This window comes from Duganella sp. Root198D2 (assembly GCF_001428585.1).
In the GTDB taxonomy this organism is placed as follows: Bacteria; Pseudomonadota; Gammaproteobacteria; order Burkholderiales; family Burkholderiaceae_D; genus Rugamonas.
This window is the reverse complement of sequence record NZ_LMIC01000007.1, coordinates 65,095-86,524: the sequence shown is the minus strand read 5'-3', so window position 1 is coordinate 86,524 and position 21,430 is coordinate 65,095. Positions and strand designations below refer to the sequence as shown.

Annotated in this window: 19 protein-coding genes and 1 tRNA gene; 1 reads left to right on the top strand and 19 read right to left on the bottom strand. The window is 63.1% G+C overall.

Annotated elements, in window-relative coordinates; genetic code table 11:
• Positions 1 to 142: 142 nt before the first annotated feature.
• The 11 genes from ASE26_RS09340 to ASE26_RS09290 form a co-directional block, all read right to left on the bottom strand.
• Complete coding sequence (locus ASE26_RS09340; RefSeq protein WP_055937276.1) at positions 143 to 1,675, bottom strand: hypothetical protein; 1,533 nt, start codon at positions 1,673 to 1,675, stop codon at positions 143 to 145.
• Between the two features lie 10 nt (positions 1,676 to 1,685).
• Positions 1,686 to 2,372 (bottom strand): exosortase-associated protein EpsI, B-type, encoded by a 687-nt coding sequence (gene epsI, locus ASE26_RS09335; RefSeq protein WP_055937273.1) that lies wholly within the window; start codon positions 2,370 to 2,372, stop codon positions 1,686 to 1,688.
• Positions 2,369 to 3,253 (bottom strand): exosortase B, encoded by an 885-nt coding sequence (gene xrtB, locus ASE26_RS09330; protein WP_055937270.1) that lies wholly within the window; start codon positions 3,251 to 3,253, stop codon positions 2,369 to 2,371. The genes epsI and xrtB overlap by 4 nt, the downstream gene beginning before the upstream one ends.
• A gap of 1 nt (position 3,254) precedes the next feature.
• Complete coding sequence (epsG, locus tag ASE26_RS09325) at positions 3,255 to 4,127, bottom strand: chain length determinant protein tyrosine kinase EpsG (protein WP_055937267.1); 873 nt, start codon at positions 4,125 to 4,127, stop codon at positions 3,255 to 3,257.
• A gap of 11 nt (positions 4,128 to 4,138) precedes the next feature.
• Positions 4,139 to 5,545 carry a chain length determinant protein EpsF gene (gene epsF, locus ASE26_RS09320; RefSeq protein ID WP_055937264.1) on the bottom strand — a complete coding sequence of 469 codons (1,407 nt, stop codon included), beginning with the start codon at positions 5,543 to 5,545 and terminating at the stop codon, positions 4,139 to 4,141.
• 9 nt (positions 5,546 to 5,554) lie between these two features.
• Entirely contained in the window at positions 5,555 to 6,346 is a 792-nt protein-coding gene (gene epsE / locus ASE26_RS09315; RefSeq protein WP_055937262.1) for a polysaccharide export protein EpsE, read from the bottom strand.
• 21 nt (positions 6,347 to 6,367) lie between these two features.
• Entirely contained in the window at positions 6,368 to 7,249 is an 882-nt protein-coding gene (locus ASE26_RS09310; RefSeq protein WP_229207290.1) for an EpsD family peptidyl-prolyl cis-trans isomerase, read from the bottom strand.
• A gap of 60 nt (positions 7,250 to 7,309) precedes the next feature.
• Positions 7,310 to 8,692: an undecaprenyl-phosphate glucose phosphotransferase gene (locus tag ASE26_RS09305; protein ID WP_055937259.1), complete on the bottom strand. Its 1,383-nt coding sequence runs from the start codon at positions 8,690 to 8,692 to the stop codon at positions 7,310 to 7,312.
• 15 nt (positions 8,693 to 8,707) lie between these two features.
• Complete coding sequence (gene epsL / locus ASE26_RS09300; protein WP_055937255.1) at positions 8,708 to 9,895, bottom strand: XrtB/PEP-CTERM-associated polysaccharide biosynthesis outer membrane protein EpsL; 1,188 nt, start codon at positions 9,893 to 9,895, stop codon at positions 8,708 to 8,710.
• Between the two features lie 23 nt (positions 9,896 to 9,918).
• Entirely contained in the window at positions 9,919 to 10,662 is a 744-nt protein-coding gene (locus tag ASE26_RS09295) for a CAAX prenyl protease-related protein (protein WP_229207289.1), read from the bottom strand.
• Between the two features lie 128 nt (positions 10,663 to 10,790).
• Positions 10,791 to 12,704 (bottom strand): ATP-binding cassette domain-containing protein, encoded by a 1,914-nt coding sequence (locus tag ASE26_RS09290; RefSeq protein WP_055937252.1) that lies wholly within the window; start codon positions 12,702 to 12,704, stop codon positions 10,791 to 10,793.
• A gap of 79 nt (positions 12,705 to 12,783) precedes the next feature.
• Between ASE26_RS09290 and ASE26_RS09285 the strand changes: the two genes are divergently transcribed.
• A tRNA-Arg gene (locus ASE26_RS09285) sits at positions 12,784 to 12,858 on the top strand.
• A gap of 61 nt (positions 12,859 to 12,919) precedes the next feature.
• Here ASE26_RS09285 and ASE26_RS09280 read toward each other — a convergent pair.
• Genes ASE26_RS09280 through ASE26_RS09245 form a run of 8 tightly spaced genes read right to left on the bottom strand, consistent with a single transcriptional unit; the run spans position 12,920 to position 21,418 of the window.
• Positions 12,920 to 13,645, bottom strand: a complete 726-nt coding sequence (locus ASE26_RS09280; RefSeq protein WP_055937249.1) for a PEP_CTERM-anchored TLD domain-containing protein — start codon at positions 13,643 to 13,645, stop codon at positions 12,920 to 12,922.
• A 42-nt stretch (positions 13,646 to 13,687) separates the two neighbouring features.
• A complete protein-coding gene (locus ASE26_RS09275) occupies positions 13,688 to 14,080 on the bottom strand; it encodes a RidA family protein (RefSeq protein ID WP_055937246.1) in 393 nt (130 codons plus the stop codon).
• A gap of 9 nt (positions 14,081 to 14,089) precedes the next feature.
• Positions 14,090 to 15,250: an acyl-CoA dehydrogenase family protein gene (locus ASE26_RS09270; RefSeq protein WP_055937242.1), complete on the bottom strand. Its 1,161-nt coding sequence runs from the start codon at positions 15,248 to 15,250 to the stop codon at positions 14,090 to 14,092.
• A 1-nt stretch (position 15,251) separates the two neighbouring features.
• On the bottom strand, positions 15,252 to 16,106 hold the full coding sequence (locus ASE26_RS09265; RefSeq protein WP_055937239.1) for an enoyl-CoA hydratase family protein: 855 nt from the start codon (positions 16,104 to 16,106) through the stop codon (positions 15,252 to 15,254).
• Complete coding sequence (locus tag ASE26_RS09260; protein WP_055937236.1) at positions 16,103 to 16,588, bottom strand: MarR family winged helix-turn-helix transcriptional regulator; 486 nt, start codon at positions 16,586 to 16,588, stop codon at positions 16,103 to 16,105. Before ASE26_RS09260 ends, ASE26_RS09265 begins: the two co-directional genes overlap by 4 nt.
• A 13-nt stretch (positions 16,589 to 16,601) precedes the next feature.
• Entirely contained in the window at positions 16,602 to 17,381 is a 780-nt protein-coding gene (locus tag ASE26_RS09255; RefSeq protein WP_055937233.1) for an SDR family NAD(P)-dependent oxidoreductase, read from the bottom strand.
• 3 nt (positions 17,382 to 17,384) lie between these two features.
• Positions 17,385 to 19,766, bottom strand: coding sequence for a bifunctional salicylyl-CoA 5-hydroxylase/oxidoreductase (locus ASE26_RS09250; protein ID WP_055937230.1), 2,382 nt, complete (start codon positions 19,764 to 19,766; stop codon positions 17,385 to 17,387).
• A gap of 8 nt (positions 19,767 to 19,774) precedes the next feature.
• Positions 19,775 to 21,418: an AMP-binding protein gene (locus ASE26_RS09245; protein ID WP_055937227.1), complete on the bottom strand. Its 1,644-nt coding sequence runs from the start codon at positions 21,416 to 21,418 to the stop codon at positions 19,775 to 19,777.
• Between the last annotated feature and the right edge of the window lie 12 nt (positions 21,419 to 21,430).

Sequence of the window (21,430 nt, the reverse complement as noted above, 5' to 3'; positions counted from 1 at the left end):
CCAGACAATTTCGTTTGCGAATCAATAAGTTAACCGCGATTTGATCCGTCACAACAAGGAAAGTCTACATCACGCATTTCACAAATTCGTTTCTGTGCGACAAAAGTTTTGTAACAATGTCGCCCAAAAATGACACGATTCCCTAGCCTTGGGACGAGCCGAACCGGCACAACTGGACTATCGTCCCCATGCACATCATCAGGAGCAGCTGGGCGGTGGGTTCATCCATCAGCGCGCGGTTATAGACCAGCATCATCAGGAACAGCAGCATGGCTGCGACGCAGGTATCGGCCAGCGCGAGCTGGGCCACGCTACCTTGTTTTCGGCGCACGTAGCGCCAGGCAGCTAGCAGGGAAAACAGTAGCATGGAGCCGTAAGCGAGAGCGCCCAATAGGCCCACATCCCAAAGCAAAATGCCGAGCGCCGTGGCATCGAGGTGCAAGGGCTGGTACCGTTTGGCGACCTCCCCTGCCCCGAGCAAGCCGGACGGTTTGGACGCGCCCGGCCCGTACCCGACCAGGCGGCGCGGCACCGTTGCCAGCGGGTCGTTCGACCATAGCGCAAGCGAGGCGGCGCGGCTGATTTCACCGGTGCGGTAGTTGACGTTGTTGGGGTCAAAGAAGTAGCCGCCGCCACGGTCGAGTTTCTCAGCCATATTGTGCGCCGACTGCACCTTCTTGCCCCAATACAGCGTTTCGTACACGGTGTACGTGGTGCCGACGAAGGCTGCGACCAGGACGGCGAAGCCGATGAAGGCGCCGATGCTGCGCAGGATGCGCCGCCGCAGCACCCAGGCCAGCACCAGCGGCAACCAGATGAAGGCCGCTTTCACTTCGCCAAGCAGGATGATGGCGAAGCCGATCGCCTGCAACGCCCACATCGCCTTGCCCGACATCTGGCCGGCGTTCCAGCGTGCCGCGGCATAGCCCATCGCCAGCACGGTGAACAGGACCATGATGGCGCTATTGCCGCCAAAGCCGGGCGTACCGCCGAAGGTGCCGACAATCGAATCGAAGGTAGTGGCCGAGGCGACGAAGAAATGCTGGTACAGCACCACGGGCACCTGCACCAGCACCACCCAGAACATCATGCGCCAGCTGGTCTCCAGGTGGCTCTCCTTCCAGCGGAACCAGTACAGCGCAAACAGCACCGAGAACATCGGCAGCATGGCTTTCGCCGCCGAAAAAATCTGCGACTTCGGGACCCGGTTGAATACCAGGCTGATGACAAAGGCCGCCACGAACAGCAGCGCCGCCAGTTCAACCGTGGAGCCGTCGCCCTTGCGCATGCGCCGCTGTTCGCGCTTGTGCACCACCAGGTCGAGTAGCGCGCGGCAGAAGAACAGGATGGCCAGGCCGAAGGCAAGCCAGGCCGCCGGCCGCAACTTCAGGAAATACACGGCAGAACCCTGCAGCAGGAAGGTCAGCACGAAAAGGCACCAGAACATGCCGTGCAGCGGCAGCACGAACAACATCAGCACCGACAGCACCGCCGTGCCGACGATGGCCACCAGCGGCGGCGAATCAAGTCCGCCGACCACGCCGACGAAGATCGCCAGCAGGATAAAGGGCAGCAGCAACATCAGGGGCAGTCCGCGATTCGGGCGTACCAGGGCATGCGCGCCGGCTGGCACGGCCGCCGCGGCTGGCGAACGGTGGAACAAAGGCAAGCGCATCGTCCTCCCCCTAGCCGCCGAAGACGCCGACCAGGCGCTCGCGCGCCGGCTTGTCGAGCGCCGCCAGCAAGGAGCGCACGAACTGGTCTTGCAGCGCATAAGCCGCACCGGCTTCAGCGCCGATGCTCGACACCCGCACCAGCATCCCGTCCGGCACCGTGCCGCTCAAGCCGTAGCGCAGCTCCTGCAAACGCTGGTCGACACCGGGCATGGTGGCCTTGCGCCCGACCGTGATCCAATAGGTAATCGGCTCCTGCCGCGCACCGGCAACAGCGAACAGGCGCTTTACCGGCAGCACCCCGCTGCCCGTATCGAGGCTGCTTTTCTCGCCATCGCGCACGGTAAAGCCCTGCGCCGTGTAGCACACCTCCGGCTTGTGCACGCCCATATTGTCGCTCTGGTCGCCGCCGTAGGCGATCGACAGCATGATGCGCTCGCCATTGCGGTTGATATAGGTGCGCCCCAGCGTCTGGTTGTAGATCTTGTCCAGCTTGGCCTGGGTGGCAGGATCGACCTGCAGCGGCATCACCCGCGTATCGACCTGCCACTCGCCAAAGCTGCGCGGCACCATCTGTTCCAGGCTGAAGCGCCCTGCCGTGTCGGCCATGCGTGCGGTCGGCGTCAACGCCCGCGTCACCGCTGCCGAACAGACCATCAGCGCACCCAGCACCACGCTCACCATCATTGATTTTTTCATGAGTTGCGCCACCTGACGAACCATTGCAGGAAAGCGTCCACGCCGATAATCAGCAGCAGCGCCGTAATGAACAGCACCATGCCGGCAAAGCCATGCAGGAAGCCCTGCCCTGCCGCGTCGCCGAGGTAATAGGTCACCAGCGACAGCGTAATCACGCGGATCACGTTGGCGGTGAAGGAAATCGGGATGATCAGCAAGGCCAGTGCCACATTGCGGAAAGCCGAGGAATGGCGCACCACGTTCAGGTAAAACAGTCCCAGCGCTTCCAGCGTCAGCAGGGTTTGCAGGCCGGCGCAGGCATCGGCCACCAGCAGCTGGTACTGCCCCACTTGCAGGATCACGCCGCTGCGCGCAATCGGATAGCCCGCGGCATACATCAGATGTTCGGTGGCCCAGGACACCGCCATCTTCATCGGCATGGTCAGCATGCCGACCAGGGGACCGGGCAAGGGCACCATGAAGGCCATGAAGAAGAAGGCAAACCATTGCACGCGCAGTGCGCCATGCCCGCATTTGAGCATCAGCACCGCAGCCAGCAGCAGGATGAAGGAGGCAATCTCGAACGCGATGATGCCTTGCGAGCGGCCCAGTATGTACGCCAGCAGGCCGACACCCAGCACCGGCCAGCCGAGGGTGGAAGGCTGGCCATCGGCACGCGCCAGCATGGCCGGCCACTGCCGGTACATCAGCCACAGTGCCAGCAGCAGGATGATCGGGCCGTGCGCCTGTTCCTCGGTGGCCCACAAGCCGCTGAACAGGCGGTAGAAGGTGGGAACGTACAGCACCAGCATGCCGGCCAGCACCGGCGCCCAGTCGGGCAGCGCATCACGCAAGGCGGCGCGTATCGCGGCTTGCGGGCGGATCGCCAGGCCCGGGTCCATGTCAGAACTCCAGCAGCACCGAGCCTACGACTTCGGCGCCGGCATACCGCACCTGTTCGCTGAGCGCCGCCACGTCGTACAGCGAGGTGGCGTTACGGTGCACCACCAGCAGCACGCCGCGGGCGCGCGCCATCACCGGCAGCGCATCGTGGGCGGTCAGCACATCCGAGGTGTCGTACAGCACGATATCGTGCAGCGCTTCGAGCTGGGTATTCAGGCCGGTGAAATCCTTGCGCGCCAGCAGTTCGGCCGGATTCGGCGGCAGCGTGCCGGCGCCCAGCACGGCCAGCGACTCGAAGGCATCGATACGCGTCACCGCCGCCATGGAGGCGCGCCCGGCCAGCATGTCGGACAGGCCGCTCTTTCCCTGCAGGTTGAAGATCTCGTGCTGCGACGGCTGGCGCAGGTTGGCGTCCACCAGCAGCGTGCTCTGCCCCAGCTGCGAGAACACCACGGCCAGGTTGGCGGCGAAGAGGCTGGTGCCCGAACCGGGCTCGACCCCGACGATCGCCAGCGACTTGTGGCCGCGTGCGAACCAGCGCAGCATCAGCTGCCCGCGCACCGCGCGCAGCTTTTCCACCTGGCGGCTGAACGGGTCATAGGCCGCCACCAGGCGCGAAGAAAAGTATTTCTCGCCGGCCGGGACGTAGGGATAGTCGAACTGGCGCGCCAGCACTTGCTGGATATCGGCGGCGCTGACCATGCCCAGCGCCTGCGCCGCTTCGCCGAAGCGGACCCCGGTTTCCTCCTGCATGCGCAGCACGGCATCGGTATTTTCCGGGGTCAGCTTGCCCGCTTCCTGCAGCAGCGCGCCGATGGTCGCATCGCCCACGCCGTGCGGCGAAGCGGGATTGAAATGCAATGGGCTGTTCATTCAGCTCCTCCTCAATTCAGGCGCAGCGTGCGCGGCGCATGCAGGTGCGGCAGCCCGAAGCGGCGCTGGCGCGGCGGATTCCAGTCGATCGTGGCCAGCACAGGAATGTGCACCACCTCGGCCAGGTCGGCTTCCGACCGCACCCGGCGATCGAACATCTCGGACAGCATGGCAATGCCGATGCCCAGCATGGTCCCCAGCAGCAGCGACAGCACGGTGTTCAGCACCACGCGCGGACCGGCCGGCTCGATCGGCGCCACGGCGGGATTCAGCACCGACACGTCGGACTGGTCGTTGCCGCCCTCGATGCGGGTCTGCGACGAGCGCTGCGAAGCATTGTCGAAGGCACGCTGGGCGCTCTCGACATCCTTGTTCAGCACATTCATTTCATCGCGCTGGCGATTCAGCTGCAGCACCTTGGTCTTCTGGTCCGCCAGCGCCGTGCGCAAGGCCGCTTCGCGCTGGGCAAAGACGTTGGCGTTGTTGCTGACCGAAGAAGTGACCAGTGCGGTCTGCTCGTTCAGGCCGGCCCGCAGGCGCGCCACTTCCGCCGCCGCGCTCTGGTATTGCGGGTGGTTGCGGCCCAGGCGCTGGCCCATTTCCGCCAGCTTGGATTCCTGCTGCGCCAGGTTCACGCGCAGGTTCTGTATCACCGGGCTGGCCGTTACGTCGGGCGAAGCGCTGCCGGAGCCGTGCGCCACCGCCTGCCGCGAATTGGCTTCCATGGCCTGCGACTGCGCGGCCACCAGTTGCGCCGACAAGTCGTTCAGGCGCATCGACTCGACATCGAGCCGGTTGTCGACGCTGACGATGCCATGATCCTGCTGGTATTTGGACAGCTTGGCCTGCGCCACCTCCAGGTTATCGCGCAGCACTTTCAACTGGGAGTTGAAATAGTTGGTGGCCTTCTTCAGCGGCTCCACCTTGAGCTGGACATTGATCTTCTGGTACTCGTCGGCGAAGGCATTCGCCACCGCCGCCGCAAACTGCGGGTCGGAAGCCTTGAAGGTCACGTTCAGCACCGAGCTTTCCTTGGCCGGCACGATGTCCAGCTTCTTTTGCAGCAGCTCGGCCAGCCAGTCGCGCACCGTCCCCTTGCCGCCGGTCGACTCATTGAACTGGGCGATGACGGCCGGGCTTTCGGCCAGCTTGAGCTGGTCCACCACGCGCAGCGCGACATTCTTGCTGCTGATGATGTCGATCTGCGTTGCCATATAGCCGGGCATGAGCTGGCCCGGCAAGGCCATGCCGGTCAGCGGGTCGACGCCCTTGTAGTTCATCACCAGCGAACTGGTCGCCTCATACGTCTTGGGCAGCAGCAGGCTGACTACGAGGGTGGCGGCCACCGTGACCAGCAAGGTCAGCAGCACGATCTTCTTGCGCGCCTGGAGGATCAGCAGGAACTGGGCGAAATTCATAAATCCTCCTTAGAACCAGCTTTCCTTGATGAAGATGACGTCGTCGGTCTGCACCACGTCTTCATTTTTGGCAGCGATCACCTGTACCGCACCGTCGCCGCCGCGGCGTTTGATCTTGATGCCGCTTTCAGTGCCGCGCGGGGTCAGGCCGCCGCCCACCGCCAGCGCCTGGCTGACCGTCATGGTGCGCTCCAGCCGGAAGGAGCCGGGACGCTGCACTTCGCCATAGATGTAGAAGCGCGGCGAACGTTCGGCATAGATCACATCGTTGGGGCCGAGTTCGATCTCCTTGTCCAGCGCCCCATTGCGCACCATGTCGACCACGTCGATCACCGTCTTGCTGGTCTTGCCGTCGCGGGTACGCACCACGCTCACCGTATCGCCGCCATCGGCATTGAAGCCGCCCGCCTGCGCCAGCATGTCCATCACACCGCGCTTGCCGCCGTCGAGCGGATAGCGTCCGGGGCGGTTCACCATGCCCAGCACCGACACCTGGGCGCTCTGGATCTGCGAGACGATGATGCTGACCTGGGCATTTTTCAGGTAGCCCTTCTTCACCAGCTGCTCGCCAATCGCACGCTCGGCCTGCTGCACCGTCATCCCGCTGACCTTGACTTCCCCCAGCAAAGGGAAAGTGATCTTGCCCGATTCGCTGACCCGGGTTTCCGTCGCCATGTCCGGGTTGCCGAACACGGAAGCCTTGATGACGTCGCCAGCCCCCAGGGTCAGGTCGGCGGCCTGCGCCAGGCCTGCACCGAGCATAAAGGCCATGGCCACCATCCACATCAGTAGTCGTTTCATGATTGCTCCTCGATCTGGTTGTTATTTCAGGCCAGCCACGCCGCGTTCCAGGGCATTGGCCGGGGCGCCCGCGTCCGCCACTGGCGAGGGCTGGTTGATATAGGCAATCTTGGCGCTGGCGCGCAGGCGCTTGACTTCCTCCTCCGCCGCGTCCTTGCCCTTCTTGGCAGCCAGGTACTGCTCGATCTGCGGCCGCGCGGCATCCAGTTCCACCGGCGAGGAACGGATATCGGCAATGGTGACCAGCATGCTGCGTTCGCCTTCGCGCACGATGAACAGCTGGCCTTTCGCAAGCGCCAGCAATTTGGCCGACAGCTCAGGCGGCAACTCCGAGCCGCTGCGGCTCAATTGGGCTTTCTGGTACTTGACCTTGTGCTGGTCAAGCCAGGCCGCCACTTCGTCGAGCGAACGGGTCTTGTCCATTACCGCCTTCAACTCATCGGTCACCTCGCGCGTCGGCAGGACGATTTCCCGCATATCGAAATGCTTGCGCTGCGCAAAAAATTGCGGGTTCTGGCTGTAGTAGGCTTCCACATCCGCCGCGCTCGGCTTACCCGGCGTGCCCAGGCGCTTCTGCATATAGGCTTGCGCCAGGATCACCGAGCGTGCCCTTTCGATTGCCTGCACCACGCGCGGATCGCGGTCGACTTTCTCTTTCGCCGCTTCGCCGATCAGCAACTGGCGGTCGATCAGCGCCTCCAGTGCCTGCTTGCGTGCGGCTTCCTGTTGCGTGGCTGGAGCATTGCTGCGCGACAGCTCGTCGTTCAACTGCATGACGGTGATTTCCTCACCGTTGACGTTGGCCAACGCCTGGCCTGGTTTCTGCTCCACCTTGCTGCTGCAGGCTGAAACCAGAGCAACCAGGATGCCGGCGAACGCCATATTCGGGTTGATGTGCTTCAAAATATCCTCCCTCGACTGTTGCAACTCATTCTAATAGCGCGCCAAGCGCGCACGATTGACTCAGTACGCGTTTTGCCGGTTCAACACCACCTTGACTGTCCGCAAGACGATCCACAGGTCGAGCCACAGCGACCAGTGGCGCAGGTAGTCCAGGTCATAGCGGATACGCGCCTCCATCTTTTCCAGGGTCTCCGTTTCGCCACGCAGGCCGTTGACCTGGGCCCAGCCGGTGATGCCCGGCTTGACCTTATGGCGCAACATATAGCCCTTGATCAGCTTACGGTATTGTTCGTTATGGGCAACGGCATGCGGGCGCGGCCCGACAATGCTCATTGATCCCTGCAGCACGTTGATAAACTGCGGCAATTCATCCAGCGAGGTGCGGCGCAGGAAGGCGCCGATCTTCGTGATGCGCGAATCGTGGGCCGTGGCTTGCCGCACCACCGGGCCATCTTCGGTCACACGCATCGAGCGGAACTTGTAGACGATGATTTCCTCGCCGTACAGGCCATAGCGGCGCTGGCGGAAGATCACCGGGCCCGGCGAGCTGATCCACACGGCCAGCGCAATGACCAGCATCAGCGGCGCCAGTGCCATCAGGATCGCACTGCCGATGATCACGTCGCTGGCGCGCTTGACGATGCCGTCGAAGCCGACAAACGGCGTTTCGCAGATTGCCACCACCGGCATGCCGCCCACGCTGTCGAAGCGCGCCTGCATCAGGTCGAACACATAAATGTCGGGCAGGAAATAGACCGAGGCCGTGGTGTCCTGCAATTCATCGAGCAGCTTGCGGATGCGCGGCTGCGCCGAAATCGGCTGGCTGATAAAGATCATCTTGATGTGGTGGTCGCGCACGAAGCTGGCGACCTCCCCCATATTGCCCAGCACCGGATGCGACAGGCCGGACTTGCGGCGGTCGGCAGTACGGTCGTCGAAAAAGCCGCGCACGCTGAGGAACAGGTTGGGCATGCGCTCGACGGTGCCTGCGAACTTGGTGCCCACCTCGTTGGCGCCGACAATCACCACCGAACGCACCTCGCTTTCCTTGGCCGGATCGGTGCCGACATGGCGTGCCGCCAGGTGGCTCATGAGCAGTGCAAACGGTGTGGCCAGGAACCAGCTGAACACCACCGCTTCGTCGTAGTGGTAGGCCAGGCCGCTGACATTGCCTAGGAACACCAGGATCACGGCGGTGACGATCCAGCCCATGAAGATGTCGCGCGCATACGCCGTGATGCGGCCGCTGCGCCAGGTGCGGTAAGGATCAACGTGCTGGTACACCGCCGACGAGATGAAGAAGGCCAGCACCATCAGGACCAGCGAATATCCGGTAAACGGCTCCCCATACACCATCGATGTGGCATACAGCATCCCCATAATGATCAGCGGATCGAGCACGCGCTGGAAAAAGGAGACCAAGGGAATATCGTTTACCGTCATCGTCGCTCCTTGTCATTAAAACTGCATGGTCGCCATGAATGAAACGCCCTTGGCCTTGTAGCTGCCGGTACCGATCAAGGGCGTGCCGGTACGGCGGTCCTTGAAGCCGGTAACGCTCAGCTGGACCTTGCGCCAGGGCTGGTAGACCACGCCGATATTGGTGCTGCGCGTGGTGTCGCTCGGGTCGCCGTCGAAGCTGACATAGGGCATGCGCTCGAACTTCCGTTTCTCGCGCTTGAGGCCAGCGTTGGCTTGCACCTTGGCTGAAAGATCCCAGGTGGCATTCAGGCTGGCCCCCTTGTTGACGCTGTTGTTCACCACAATGCTTTCCACTGCGGCAAACTCGCGCCAGGCCTCGGCGGTGAAGCGCAGCTTGCTGCGCGGCCGCCAGTTCACGGTGGCACGGCCATTCAGCCCGCTGGTGTCGCGCTCGGTGAAGGTATCGTGCTTGCGCTTGGCGTAGCCGGCCAGCAATTGCAATTGCGTGATATCGCTGTACAGCCAGTTGACATTGGCTTTCAGTTCGTCCTGCGTATAGTTCTGGTCGAGGAAGGTGGCGCCAATGCGGCGCGGATTCAGGAAACTGCCTTTGATATGGCGCGCCACCAGGCCCACCCGGCTGCCGCTCGATGCGTGGTAATCGATACCGGCTTCGCTGCGGTCTTCCTTGCGGTTGTTCAGGCTTTGCGCTTCCAGCTCGTAGTCGAAGCGGTCGCGCTGGAAGCCGGTGTAAATGCGCCAGCTGGGATGCATGCGCCAGCCGCCGTTGGCATATTCGCGGCGCTGGGTGCGCAGGTTGCGTTGTTCCGAATGGAAATCATTGAACGGGGTCAGTACCTGCTGGTAGCTGCCGCCGATATTGCCGTCGAAATGATTGCCGACCACCCACGCCCAGTCCAGGCTGAAATCTTTTCCGTTGTAATCAAGCTGGTCGTAATGATCGAAAGTCACGCGCGAGACTTTCGCCTGGCCGGTAATTTTCTGGCGGCCGATCGGGCGCTCCAGCGCGATGCCTGCAATCGCCTGGGTTGAGCGGTCCGAACGCTGGATCGCATCCGGCGTATTCTCCGGCAGGCGCAGCAGGTTGTCGTCGTAAGTCTGGCCGACGCTGATAAAGGGCTTGAAGGTTTCGCTGATATCCGCCTGCGCAGGACAGCACGCCAGGGCGGCAGCCAGCGCCAAGGGAGTTGGCAGGATGCGCATATTATTTTTAGCCTTATTTAACACTACCAATAGGTCCAGCTGCCGGTCACCATGATCCAGGCAGCCAGCAAGCCGTTCGTCACGGCATGTCCCAGGATGGGAGTCCACAGCGTTTCGCTGCGCATGTACAACCAGGTGTAGGCGATGCCGGCGATGATGCCGGCCAGCCACAAGTTATGTTCGATACCGAACAGAAGAACTGAAATCGTCGTCGCGCGCAGGCCGGCACGTGCAGGCCGCAGCAAAAGGAAGTCACGCTGTTCAAGCCAGCGCAACAGGAAGGAACGCCAGAACAGTTCCTCCATCAAGGGCACCACCAGCGCTGCGCCGAAGGCACGTACGACAACCAGCGGCCAATCGATGCGGCCATCGCTGCCTGCGGCATCGAAGGCGCGCGGCGTTCCCAACTGCATCCAGCCCGCATCGAGCGCGATCCACAAAACAAAGACGCCGGCGCCAACAGCGATCGCGGCAAAGGCATCGCGCCGCGCAGGCAGCTCACGCAACTCCCGGTAATGTTTGCGCCACGCGAGCAGCATCGCCAGCACCAGTGCAATCTTGGCGGGATACAGCCAGCGCAGGGTGTTCGCGTGCGCACCGAATCGTTCAAGCACGTCGACGAAGATGATGAAAACAATGAAGGTGGCAAACGGCAGCACGCGCGGCATCGCACTGCCGCTATTGGTGCGCAGCGCGAGCACGGGCGCGGCAGCCGCAATCGCTTGCGGCTGTTGGGAAATGCGCTTAGGTGGCTGCTGTAAAGTCACAATATCTGCCTTCCCGTTGGAAATGCCGAGGCAGGACTGCCTCGGCATTAAGGTTGTCAGATATTACAGCGGGCAATCGTGCGCAAGCGCACGAAAGTGAGAACGTGCAAAGATTGGATTGCGTTACATCAAACGTTGTTGCGGCCTTCGATTGCTTCCCAACGTTCCAGCGCATTCATCAGCTCTTCCTCAATCTGCGCAACGCGCTCGTTGAGGCGCTTCGCTTCCGCCGGCGTCTTCTTATAGAAGTCCGGATCGGACAGCGCGAGGTTCAGCGCAGTCTGCTCATCTTCCAGTTTGGCAATGAGTTGTGGCAACTCTTCCAGCTCACGCTGCTCTTTGTAACTGAGTTTTTTGCCTTTTGCCTGCGCTGGCGCTTGGGCCGCCGAGACTGCCGCAGGGGCCTGCTTCGCTTCGTTCTTTTTCGCCCCCTGTGCCGCAGCACTGGCATCGCGCACGCGCTCCCAGTCACTGTAGCCGCCCACGTATTCTTTCCACCTGCCCTCGCCCTCGGCAACGATCACTTGCGTGACCACGTTATCGAGGAAGGTGCGGTCGTGGCTGACGAGGAAGACGGTGCCGGCGTAATCCTCCAGCAATTCTTCCAGCAGTTCCAGGGTATCGATGTCGAGGTCGTTGGTTGGTTCGTCCAGCACCAGCACGTTGGCTGGCTTGGCGAACAGGCGCGCCAGCAGCAGGCGGTTGCGCTCGCCACCGGACAGGGAGCTGACCAGCGAACGCGCGCGCTGCGGTTCGAACAGGAAGTCACCCAGGTAACTCATCACGTGCTTGCGCTGGCCATTGATCTCGACCCAGTCGGAACCCGGCGCAATGGTGTCGGCCAGCGTGGCGTTGTCGTTCAACTGGGCGCGCATCTGGTCGAAGTACGCCACCTGCAGCTTGGTGCCCTGCTTGATCGTGCCGCTGTCGGCCGACTCTTCGCCCAGGACCAGTTTCAGCAGCGTGGTCTTGCCGGCGCCATTGGGACCGATCAGGCCGAATTTATCGCCACGCATGATGATCGAGCTGAAGTCCTTGACGATGCTCTTGGCGCCGTAGGATTTGCTCACGTTCTCAAGCTCCGCCACGATCTTGCCGGAACGCTCGCCGGTGCCGACTTCCAGGCGCACCTGGCCCTGCTGGTCGCGGCGTGCGGCGCGCTGCTCGCGCAAGCGCTCCAGCCGGCGCACACGGCCTTCGTCACGCGTGCGGCGCGCCTGGACGCCCTTGCGAATCCAGACTTCTTCAGCCGCCAGGACTTTGTCGAACTTGGCGTTCTCGATTTCCTCGACGGCCAGCTGTTCCGCCTTGCGCACCTGGTAGGTGGTGAAATTGCCCGGATAGGACATCAGGTTGCCGCGATCGAGTTCGATGATGCGGGTCGCCACATTGTCCAGGAAGGAACGATCGTGGGTAATGAACAGGATGCTGCCCTTGAAATCGCGCAGCAGCGATTCCAGCCAGGTAATGGAGTTGAAGTCCAGGTGGTTGGTCGGTTCATCCAGCAGCAGCACATCCGGGGCGCCGACCAGTGCACGCGCCAGCGCAGCGCGCTTCTTGGTACCGCCGGAAAGGGTTTCGATCAGCACCGCGCCATCCAGGTTCAGGCGTCCGAGCACGGTTTCCACCTTGTTTTTCAGGTTCCAGGCATCGCCTGCATCCAGCTTGACCTGGATGTCGTGCATGCGCTCCATCAGCGCATCATCATCGCCCTGGCCGAACTTGCCGGTCAGCTCATCGTATTCTTTCAGCAGTGCCGGCAACTCGCCCAGGCCGGATGCCACCGCGTCGTGCACGCTCTGGCCAGCCTCGAATTGCGGCTCCTGCTCGACGTAGACGACTTTCAGGCCCTGCTGCATGACCAGCAGGCCGTCATCCAGCTTCTGGATGCCGGCAATGATCTTCAGCAGGGAGGATTTACCGGTGCCGTTACGCCCGATCAGGCCGACCCGCTCCCCGGTTTCGAGGGAAAATTCAGCGTGGTCCAGCAGGGCATGGTGGCCAAAAGCCAGTTGTGCAGATGTTAATGAGATGACAGCCATTGGGGTGCGATGTGTGACGGGAAAAGACGCATTTTACCTGTTGCCAGCCCGTCAGCTATAATTGCGCTCGCTTTGCGTCCTCCCCGTAGCACAATGGATAGTGCACATGCCTCCTAAGCGTGGGATACTGGTTCGATTCCAGTCGGGGGGACCAACAGCAACCGCGCGGTTAAAGCGGGAACAAACAGGTCCGCAATGCACTAGTCTACAATTACCTATTTGGCAATTATCTTGACCACTGCTGGAGACCGGCACCGTACGTACGCAATCAAGCACAGCCCGGACAGCAGCATCATCCAGGTGCCCGCTTCCGGCACCGCGAATATCCGCCACACTTCCATGTCGCCGTAGGTGACGTTGGGTGATTTGTAGTCGCGCCCATCGAGCAGGCTGGAATCGAAATTGCTGCGCTCGGGATCGATGTAGGAATACATGATCGAATAGCCGCCGTTGGTCAGGTCCCAGGGCACGTACAAGTCGTGACCGGCGCCGAATACCGGTCCGGTCCTGGCATCGTTCCAGGTCTGGAAGGAACCGACCGTATCCAGCGCGTAAGTGCGCGGTGTCTGGCGATGCATCTGGCGCGACGTCAGGTTGAACAGGAAGCCGGTGCGCTTTTCATCTTCGGTCGTGATGTGGAATTTCCCGGACGAATCCCAGCTTTGCGGGTTGTAGCCGCCCACCTTGAACATTTGCCCAAGCTCATTGGTGGCTTCCATCACGGTAAAGGTACGGCCCTTGCCGTCCACTGCCGCGTGGAAATCCGCTGCGGTTTGCCCATCGCGCTTTTTATATAAGCGCTCCAGCCGGATCGGGCCATTACCCAGCCAGGTCGATAGCTGGGCGATCTCCGCATCAGTCAATAGCGGCGTTGCGCCTTGCGCCGTCGATAGTACCAGCAGAAAGATAGCGCCCATCAGGCGCGCGAGAAGTTTAGCCATGGCATTGCACCTCCACGGCCGGACTATATCACTTCGTTAAAACTACGCGGGCACGACTGCCGTGACTTCGATCTCTACCCTTGCACGCGCCTCCAGCAGCCCAGCAACTTCGACTGCCGTCATGGCCGGATAGTGCTTGCCGATCAACTCACGGTAGATGGCGCCGATCTCCCGGTAGGCGCCCATGTATTCGTGCTTGTCGACCACGTACCAGGTCATGCGGGCAATGTGCTCCGGGCCGCCGCCTGCTTCTCTCAGTACGGTCAGGATGTTCTCGATTGCCTGGCGTACTTGTCCGGCGAAATCATCTGTTTGGAATTCGCAATTTGCATCCCAGCCGATCATGCCGCTGACAAAGACCATGCGGCCGGTGGCCGCGATGCCGTTGGAATAGCCGCGTGGACGCGCCCAGCCCGGCGGTTGTAATACTTGCATGGATACTCCTTAGCCTTCGCGCAGCAGTTCGCGCGCGATGATCAATTGTTGTACTTCGGTGGCGCCCTCATAAATCCGCAGCGCGCGGATTTCGCGGTACAGGCGCTCGACCGGATGCTCGCTGACCACGCCCAGGCCGCCGAACATTTGCACGGCGGCGTCGATCACCTGCTGCGCCGTTTCGGTGGCGGTCATCTTGGCCATGGCGGCTTCTTTCGTCACCTTCCGGCCCTGGTCGCGCTGCCAGGCGGCGCGGTAGGTCAGCAAGGCGGAAGAATCAACGCCGGTGGCCATCTGCGCCAGCTTCGCTTGCGTCAGCTGGAAGTCGGCCAGGGTCTGGCCGAACATCTTGCGGCTTTGGGCGTGCGCCAGCGCTTCGTCCAGCGCGCGGCGGGCCAAGCCCAGTGAGGCAGCGGCGACCGAGGTACGGAACACGTCCAGCGTTGCCATCGCTACCTTGAAGCCCTGCCCGGCCTCGCCCAGGCGCTGGCTGGCGGGAATGCGGCAGTTGCTGAACTTCAGGCGTGCCAGCGGGTGCGGTGCGATCACGTTGATGCGCTCCGCGATCCCGAAGCCTGGTGCGTCCTTGTCGACGATGAAGGCGCTGATGCCGCGTGCGCCGGGCTGTTCGCCGGTGCGGGCGAAAACCACGTAGAAGTCGGCGATGCCGCCGTTGGAAATCCAGGTCTTTTCGCCATCGAGCACGTAATGCTCGCCATCGCGCACGGCGGCGCACTGCATGGCGGCGACGTCCGAGCCGGCCTGCGGCTCGGACAAGGCGAAGGCGGCGATTGCTTCGCCTCGCGCGACGCGCGGCAGGTAGGCCTGTTTGTTGGCGTCGCTGCCGAACAGGCTGATGGCGCCGGAACCCAGGCCCTGCATGGCGAAGGCGAAATCGGCCAGCCCGTTGTGGCGCGCCAGGGTTTCGCGGATCAGGCAGATGGCGCGGGTATCGATGGCATCGAGCGCGCCGCCATATGCGGTGCCGCCGATGGCGTGGCGCAGCCAGCCCGCGTCGCCCAGTGCGCGTACCAGGGAACGGCATTGGGCATCGGTGTCGCTGCCGTGCGCGTCGCGCACATGGCCGGCGGCCCACGCATCGAGTTCGCGTTCCAGCGCGGCGTGGCGCTGTTCGAAGAAGGGCCAGCCAAGATAGGATTTATCGGCCATTTCAATCGCCCTCGAATACCGGTTTCTGTTTCGCCACGAAGGCGTGGTAGGCGCGATGGAAGTCGTTGGTGGCCATGCAGATCGCTTGCGCCTGTGCTTCCGCCTCGATGGCTTCGTCAACGCCCATATTCCACTCCTGCTGCAGCATCTTCTTGGTCATGCCGTGGGCGAAGGTTGGACCGCTCGCCAGGCCTTGCGCGAAGGCTTGCGCCGCAGCGAGCAGGCTTTCAGGCGCGTGCAGGCTGTTGAAGAAGCCCCAGCGCTCGCCTTCCGTGCCGGACATCGAGCGGCCGGTGTACAGCAATTCGGCCGCGCGGCCCTGGCCGATCACACGTGGCAGCAGGGCGCAGGCGCCCATGTCGCAGCCGGCCAGGCCGACGCGCGTGAACAGGAAGGCGGTCTTGCTGCGCTCCGTCCCGAGGCGGATATCGGAGCCCAGGGCCAGCATGGAGCCGGCGCCGGCGCATACGCCATCGATGGCGGCGATTACCGGCTGCGGGCAGGCGCGCATGGCTTTCACCACGTCGCCGGTCATGCGGGTGAAGGCCAGCAGGCCGGGCATATCCAGCCTGGTCAGCGGACCGATGATTTCGTGCACGTCGCCGCCGGAGCAGAAGTTTTCGCCGGCGCCGGCAATAACGATGACCTTGACGTCGTCGGCATACGCCAGGGCGCGGAACAATTCGCGTAGCTCGGCGTAGGAGTCGAAGGTGAGTGGATTCTTGCGCTCAGGGCGGTCCAGGGTGAGCGTGGCGACGCCTTGCTCCACCGTGAACTGGAAGTGCCTGGCCTGGTAGCCGGCGAGTTGCGCGCGGTTGCCTGGCAGGTGTTGCGGTTCCCCTTGCAGGTATTTCATGGTTTGTCCTTTTGTTCGCGGGCGTACAGGTGGCCCTTCATTTGCGACAGCAGCTCGATCAGCTGTCCTTTGTCTTCTTGCGAAATCTCTTGCAGCAGTTCGGCGACCCAGCTTTCGTGGACCTCGGCCATCTGTGCGAAAGCTTTGCGGCCGGCGTGCGTAAGCTTGACGCTGAAAGCGCGGCCGTCTTTCGGGTCGGGCACGCGGGCCACCAGGTTTTCCTGCTCCAGCTGGTCGGTGATGCCGGTGATATTGCCGCCGGTGACCATCATGCGCTTGGAAAGTTCGCCCATGCGCAATCCTTCGGGATGGCGCTCCAGCTGCGCCATCAGGTCGAAGCGCGGCAGCGTGATGCCGAACTCGCTGCGCAGGCGGCTGCGGATCTCGGTTTCGATCTTGTTGGTGCAGGAGAGCATGCGCAGCCACAGTTTCAGCGACTGGTGGTGGTCGTTGGTCAGGCGGCTTTCCAGGTCTAATTGCATCGTTCTGGTTTCCTTACATGACTTCACCGCCGGCGACGGCGATGGATTGGCCGGTCATTGCGCTGGAGGCCGGCTGGCAGAGCCAGGCCACGGCACTGGCGACTTCTTCGACCTGCACCAGTTTCTGCTGCGGGTTGCCGGCCGCCAGTTCGGCGCGCGCCTGCTCTTCGCTGCGGCCGGTTTTCTGCATGATGTTGGCGACGGCATCCTGCACGATGTCGGTTTCGGTGTAGCCGGGGCAGACGGCGTTCACCGTGATGTTCCTGGTCGCCAGTTCCAGCGCCAGTGCCTTGGTCAGGCCGACCAGACCATGTTTCGCGGCGACATAGGCGCTGACATACTTGTAGCCTTTCAGGCCGGCGGTGGAGGCGATGTTGATGATCCTGCCCCAGCCTTTTTCCAGCATCTGCGGCAATACCGCCTGCGTGCAGTGGAAGGCGCCGGTCAGGTTCACGTCGAGCATTTGCTGCCAATGCCGGCTGCTGGTTTTCGCGAACGGCGCGGGCTGCGCCTGTCCTGCATTGTTCAACAGGATGGTGATGGGGCCGAGCTGCTGCGCGGCTGCGGCGATTGCTGTGTGGACGGCTGCTTCATCAGTCACGTCCAGCACGCACGTTGCCACCCTCGACGCATCGATTTGTGCCGCGAGCGCCGCTGCGGCGGCGGCGAGCGAAGCGCCATCGCGGCCGGCGATGGTCACGCTGGCGCCCTGTGCCAGCAGCGCCCGCGCGCAGGCGAGGCCGATGCCGCGACTGCCGCCGGTAATGAAAGCGTGGTGGCCGGTGAGCTGCATCACTCAACCCTCCAGCAATTTGGCCGCCACCTGCTGCGGCGACAGCCCGGCGCTGGCGGCTGCCTGCTGGCGTTCCCGTTCAAGGTTGCGCTCAAGCTGCTGCTTGCCGGCCAGGTACTGCTTCGGCCAGGTCACGGGCGTGTAGCCAAGCCTGGCCGCCTCGCCCAGCGTCCAGGCGGGATTCGCGAGATGCGGCCGCCCTACCGCGCAAAGATCCGCACGGCCTGCGGCGATGATGCCGTTGGCATGGTCGGCCTCGAAGATCGAGCCCACCGCAATCGTTGGAATCCCCGCTTCATTGCGCACGCGGTCCGCAAACGGCGTCTGGAACATGCGGCCGAAAACCGGCTTTTCGAGCTTGCTGACCTGCCCCGACGAACAGTCGATCATGTCGGCGCCAGCCTGCTTGAACAGGCGCGCAATCCGTACCGCATCATCCGGCGTAATGCCGCCTTCCACCCAGTCATGCGCCGAAATGCGCACGCTCATCGGCTTATGCGCCGGCCATGCAGCCCGCATGGCCTTAAACACACGCAAAGGGAAGCGGCAGCGGTTCTCCAGCGAGCCGCCGTACTCGTCCCCGCGCTCATTGGTCAGCGGCGAAATGAAGGATGACAGCAGGTAGCCGTGCGCGCAGTGCAGCTCAAGCCAGTCGAATCCGGCCTCCTCCGCGGCCAGCGTTGCGCGCACGAAATCGGCTTCGATGCGGCGCATGTCTTCCCCGCTCGCGGTGCGCGCCACTTGCGACACGCCTGCCAGGTATTGCTGCTGCGAAGCCGCCACCAGCGGCCAGTTGCCTGTATCCAGCGGCAGGTCGATGCCGTCCCACATGGCGCGGGTCGAGCCCTTGGCGCCGGCGTGGCCAAGCTGCAGGCCAATCCTGGCGTCCGTGCTTTGGTGGATGAAATCAACGATACGCTTCCAGGCCATCGTGTGGGCCGGAGCATACATGCCGGGGCAGGATGGCGTGATGCGGGCGTCGGCGGAGACGCAGGTCATTTCCGCCATCACCAGTGCTGCGCCACCCATCGCGCGCGCACCCAGGTGGGCCATGTGCCAGTCGCCGACACAGCCGTCGACAGCGCTGTACTGCGCCATCGGCGACACCATGATGCGATTCTTCAAGACCAGGCCACGCACTTTGTAGGGGGTGAACATGGGCGGAATCGAGCGCCCCGCAGGCAGCACGGGCGCCGCAAGCCCGGCTTGCGCAAAAGCGCGTTCGGCCTGCCAGCGCTCGAAGCCGGCCACGTAGCCCTTGTCGCGCACGCGCAGGTTTTCATGCGACAGGCGCTGGCTGCGGGTCAGCATCGAGTAAGCAAACTGCGGCGCTTCCATGGCGGTGTAGCGCTGCACGTTCTCGAACCACTCCATCGAATTGCGGGCGGCGCTCTGGATCTTCAGCACTTCGACAGCTCGCACCTCCTGGTAGGTGTCCAGCGCCTCGCGTACGCTGCCGCGCGTGTCGAAGCAGCGCGCCAGTTCGATCGCATCTTCCAGCGCCAGTTTGGTGCCGGATCCGATCGAGAAATGCGCGGTGTGCGCGGCATCGCCCATCAGGACCACCGGCACGCCGTCATTCCAGTGCACCCAGTTCCGGCACACGATACGCGGGAATTTGATCCACACGTTCGAGCCGCGCAAGTGGGCCGCATTGCACATCAGCTTGTGCCCGTCCAGCCGCTCGGCGAACAGTTTCTCGCACCAGGCCAGCGCTTCTTCCTGCGACATGTCATCCAGCCCGGCTGCGCGCCACACCGATTCCGGCGTCTCGATGATGAAGGTCGAGGTCTCGCCGTCGTACTGGTAGATATGCGCCTGGAACCAGCCGTGCTCTGTTTGCTGGAAGTCGAAGGTGAAGGCATCGAATTTCCGGGTCGTTCCCAGCCACACGAAGCGGCACTGGCGTGCTTCGATCACCGGCTGGAACGCCGCTTCGTAGCGGGTGCGTACGCGCGAATTCAGGCCGTCCGAGGCAATCACCAGGTCGGCGTCATAGTGCGCCGCCAGCTCCTGGTCGTCCTGCACATCGGTCTCGAACACCAGTTCCACGCCCAGCTCTTCGCAGCGCTGCTGCAGGATATTCAGCAGGCGTTTGCGGCCGATGCCGCAGAAACCGTGGCCGCCCGAAGTGACCTTCTGCCCTTTGAAGAATACGTCGATATCGTCCCAATGGTTGAAGGACTGCAGGATCTCGCGCGCCGTCTTCTCGTCGGCCGCCACCAGGTTGCCCAGCGTCTGGTCGGAAAACACCACGCCCCAGCCGAAAGTATCGTAAGGCCGGTTGCGCTCCACCACGACGATGCGGTGCGTCGGATCCTGCTTCTTCATCAGCAGGGCGAAATACAGGCCGGCAGGGCCGCCGCCAATACAAACGATATTCATGCGATTCCTCAGGTGCTACGGAGTTTGAAGCGCTGCAGCTTGCCGGTTTCAGTGCGCGGCAGCGACGACAGGAAGCGGATCGAACGCGGGTATTTGTACGGTGCGATCTGTTCCTTCACGAAGTCCTGCAGCTGCGCCGCCATTTCGGCCGACGCTTCAAAACCGGGCTTCAGCACGACATGCGCTTCCACGATCTGCCCGCGCTCCTCATCGGGCTTGCCAACCACGCCGCATTCCGCCACGGCAGCATGGCGCAGCAGGACGTCTTCCACTTCGGGGCCGGCAATGTTGTAGCCTGCGGAGATGATCATGTCGTCGGTGCGCGAGCGGTAGAAAAAATAGCCGTCCGCATCCATTTCATAGGCGTCGCCGGTCAGGTTCCAGCCATTCAGGACATAGTCGCGCTGGCGCGGATCGTCCAGGTAGCGGCAGCCGGTCGGCCCTTTCACAGCCAGGCGGCCGACGATGCCGGGGCCAACCGGCGCGCCCTGGTTATCGAGCACGCAGGCGCGATAGCCGGGAATCGGCTTGCCGGTGGCGCCCGGGTGAATATCGTCGCCGGCAGCGGAAATGAAGATATGCAGCATCTCTGTCGCGCCAATGCCGTCGATCATGCGCAGCCCTGTGGCTTGCTGCCAGGCTTCGCGCGTCGCCACCGGCAAGGCTTCGCCGGCCGAGACAGACTTCTTCAGGCTGGACAAGTCGTACTTGCCGGCCAGGGCCGCCATCTGGCGGTAGAAAGTGGGCGCGGTAAAACAGATGGTGGCACTGTATTTTTCGATCGCCTGCAGCAGCGTTTCCGGCGTCAGCTTTTCCAGCAGCACAGCCGCGGCGCCCACGCGCAGCGGGAATAGCAGCAGGCCCCCAAGCCCAAAGGTAAAGGCCAGCGGCGGCGTGCCGATGAAAAGGTCAGCGGCGCCCGACTTGAGGATATGGCGCGGGAAGCAGTCGCAAATGGCCAGCACGTCGCGCTGGAAATGGATGGTGCCTTTGGGGACGCCGGTGGTGCCGGAGGTGAAGCTGATCAGGCAGATGTCGTCGGCCGCGGTGTCACACGCCGCTGCGCTCGCAGGCTGCACTGCCATCAGCGCATCAAGCGAGCGTTCCGGCGCAAGGCCGGCCTGCGCATCGGCCGGCACATTGAACCACAGGGTACGTTCGGGACGGTTTGGCACCGCTTCAATCTCTTCGCGCAGGGCATGGGCGCACAGCACCGCCTGCACCTGCGACTTCTGCATGATGACGCCCAGTTCACGCGCGCGCAGCAGCGGCATGGTGGGAACGGCGATCAGTCCGGCCTTGAGCACCGCCAGCACGGCAGCAGCCATCACCGGGTGGTTGGCGCCGCGCAGCAGCACCCGGTTGCCGGGCACCAGCCCCATTGGGCCGCGCAGCACATTGACGATACGGTCGACCTGCTGCTGCAGTTGCGCATAACTCCAGTTGATGCCGTCGCCGCGCAGGGCCAGGCGCGCGCCGCCGCCGGCAGCGACGGCCTTATCGAGGATCTCGGCCACGCAGTTCAGGCGCGCCGGATACTGCAACTCGGGGAGGTCGAACACCAGGTCCGGCCATTGGTCAGCCGGGGGAAGGTGCTGGCGCGCGAACTGGTCGAGATGCGCGCTCGGTTCTGCTGCAGTGGGTCTGTTCATGGTCGCCTGGGT

Bases quoted from the DNA above. Each gene is read 5' to 3' on its own strand.
- ASE26_RS09340 (WP_055937276.1), bottom strand. From the start codon at position 1,675: ATGCGCTTGCCTTTGTTCCACCGTTCGCCAGCCGCGGCGGCCGTGCCA.
- epsI (WP_055937273.1), bottom strand. From the start codon at position 2,372: ATGAAAAAATCAATGATGGTGAGCGTGGTGCTGGGTGCGCTGATGGTC.
- xrtB (WP_055937270.1), bottom strand. From the start codon at position 3,253: ATGGACCCGGGCCTGGCGATCCGCCCGCAAGCCGCGATACGCGCCGCC.
- epsG (WP_055937267.1), bottom strand. From the start codon at position 4,127: ATGAACAGCCCATTGCATTTCAATCCCGCTTCGCCGCACGGCGTGGGC.
- epsF (WP_055937264.1), bottom strand. From the start codon at position 5,545: ATGAATTTCGCCCAGTTCCTGCTGATCCTCCAGGCGCGCAAGAAGATC.
- epsE (WP_055937262.1), bottom strand. From the start codon at position 6,346: ATGAAACGACTACTGATGTGGATGGTGGCCATGGCCTTTATGCTCGGT.
- ASE26_RS09305 (WP_055937259.1), bottom strand. From the start codon at position 8,692: ATGACGGTAAACGATATTCCCTTGGTCTCCTTTTTCCAGCGCGTGCTC.
- epsL (WP_055937255.1), bottom strand. From the start codon at position 9,895: ATGCGCATCCTGCCAACTCCCTTGGCGCTGGCTGCCGCCCTGGCGTGC.
- ASE26_RS09290 (WP_055937252.1), bottom strand. From the start codon at position 12,704: ATGGCTGTCATCTCATTAACATCTGCACAACTGGCTTTTGGCCACCAT.
- ASE26_RS09280 (WP_055937249.1), bottom strand. From the start codon at position 13,645: ATGGCTAAACTTCTCGCGCGCCTGATGGGCGCTATCTTTCTGCTGGTA.
- ASE26_RS09275 (WP_055937246.1), bottom strand. From the start codon at position 14,080: ATGCAAGTATTACAACCGCCGGGCTGGGCGCGTCCACGCGGCTATTCC.
- ASE26_RS09270 (WP_055937242.1), bottom strand. From the start codon at position 15,250: ATGGCCGATAAATCCTATCTTGGCTGGCCCTTCTTCGAACAGCGCCAC.
- ASE26_RS09265 (WP_055937239.1), bottom strand. From the start codon at position 16,106: ATGAAATACCTGCAAGGGGAACCGCAACACCTGCCAGGCAACCGCGCG.
- ASE26_RS09260 (WP_055937236.1), bottom strand. From the start codon at position 16,588: ATGCAATTAGACCTGGAAAGCCGCCTGACCAACGACCACCACCAGTCG.
- ASE26_RS09255 (WP_055937233.1), bottom strand. From the start codon at position 17,381: ATGCAGCTCACCGGCCACCACGCTTTCATTACCGGCGGCAGTCGCGGC.
- ASE26_RS09250 (WP_055937230.1), bottom strand. From the start codon at position 19,766: ATGAATATCGTTTGTATTGGCGGCGGCCCTGCCGGCCTGTATTTCGCC.
- ASE26_RS09245 (WP_055937227.1), bottom strand. From the start codon at position 21,418: ATGAACAGACCCACTGCAGCAGAACCGAGCGCGCATCTCGACCAGTTC.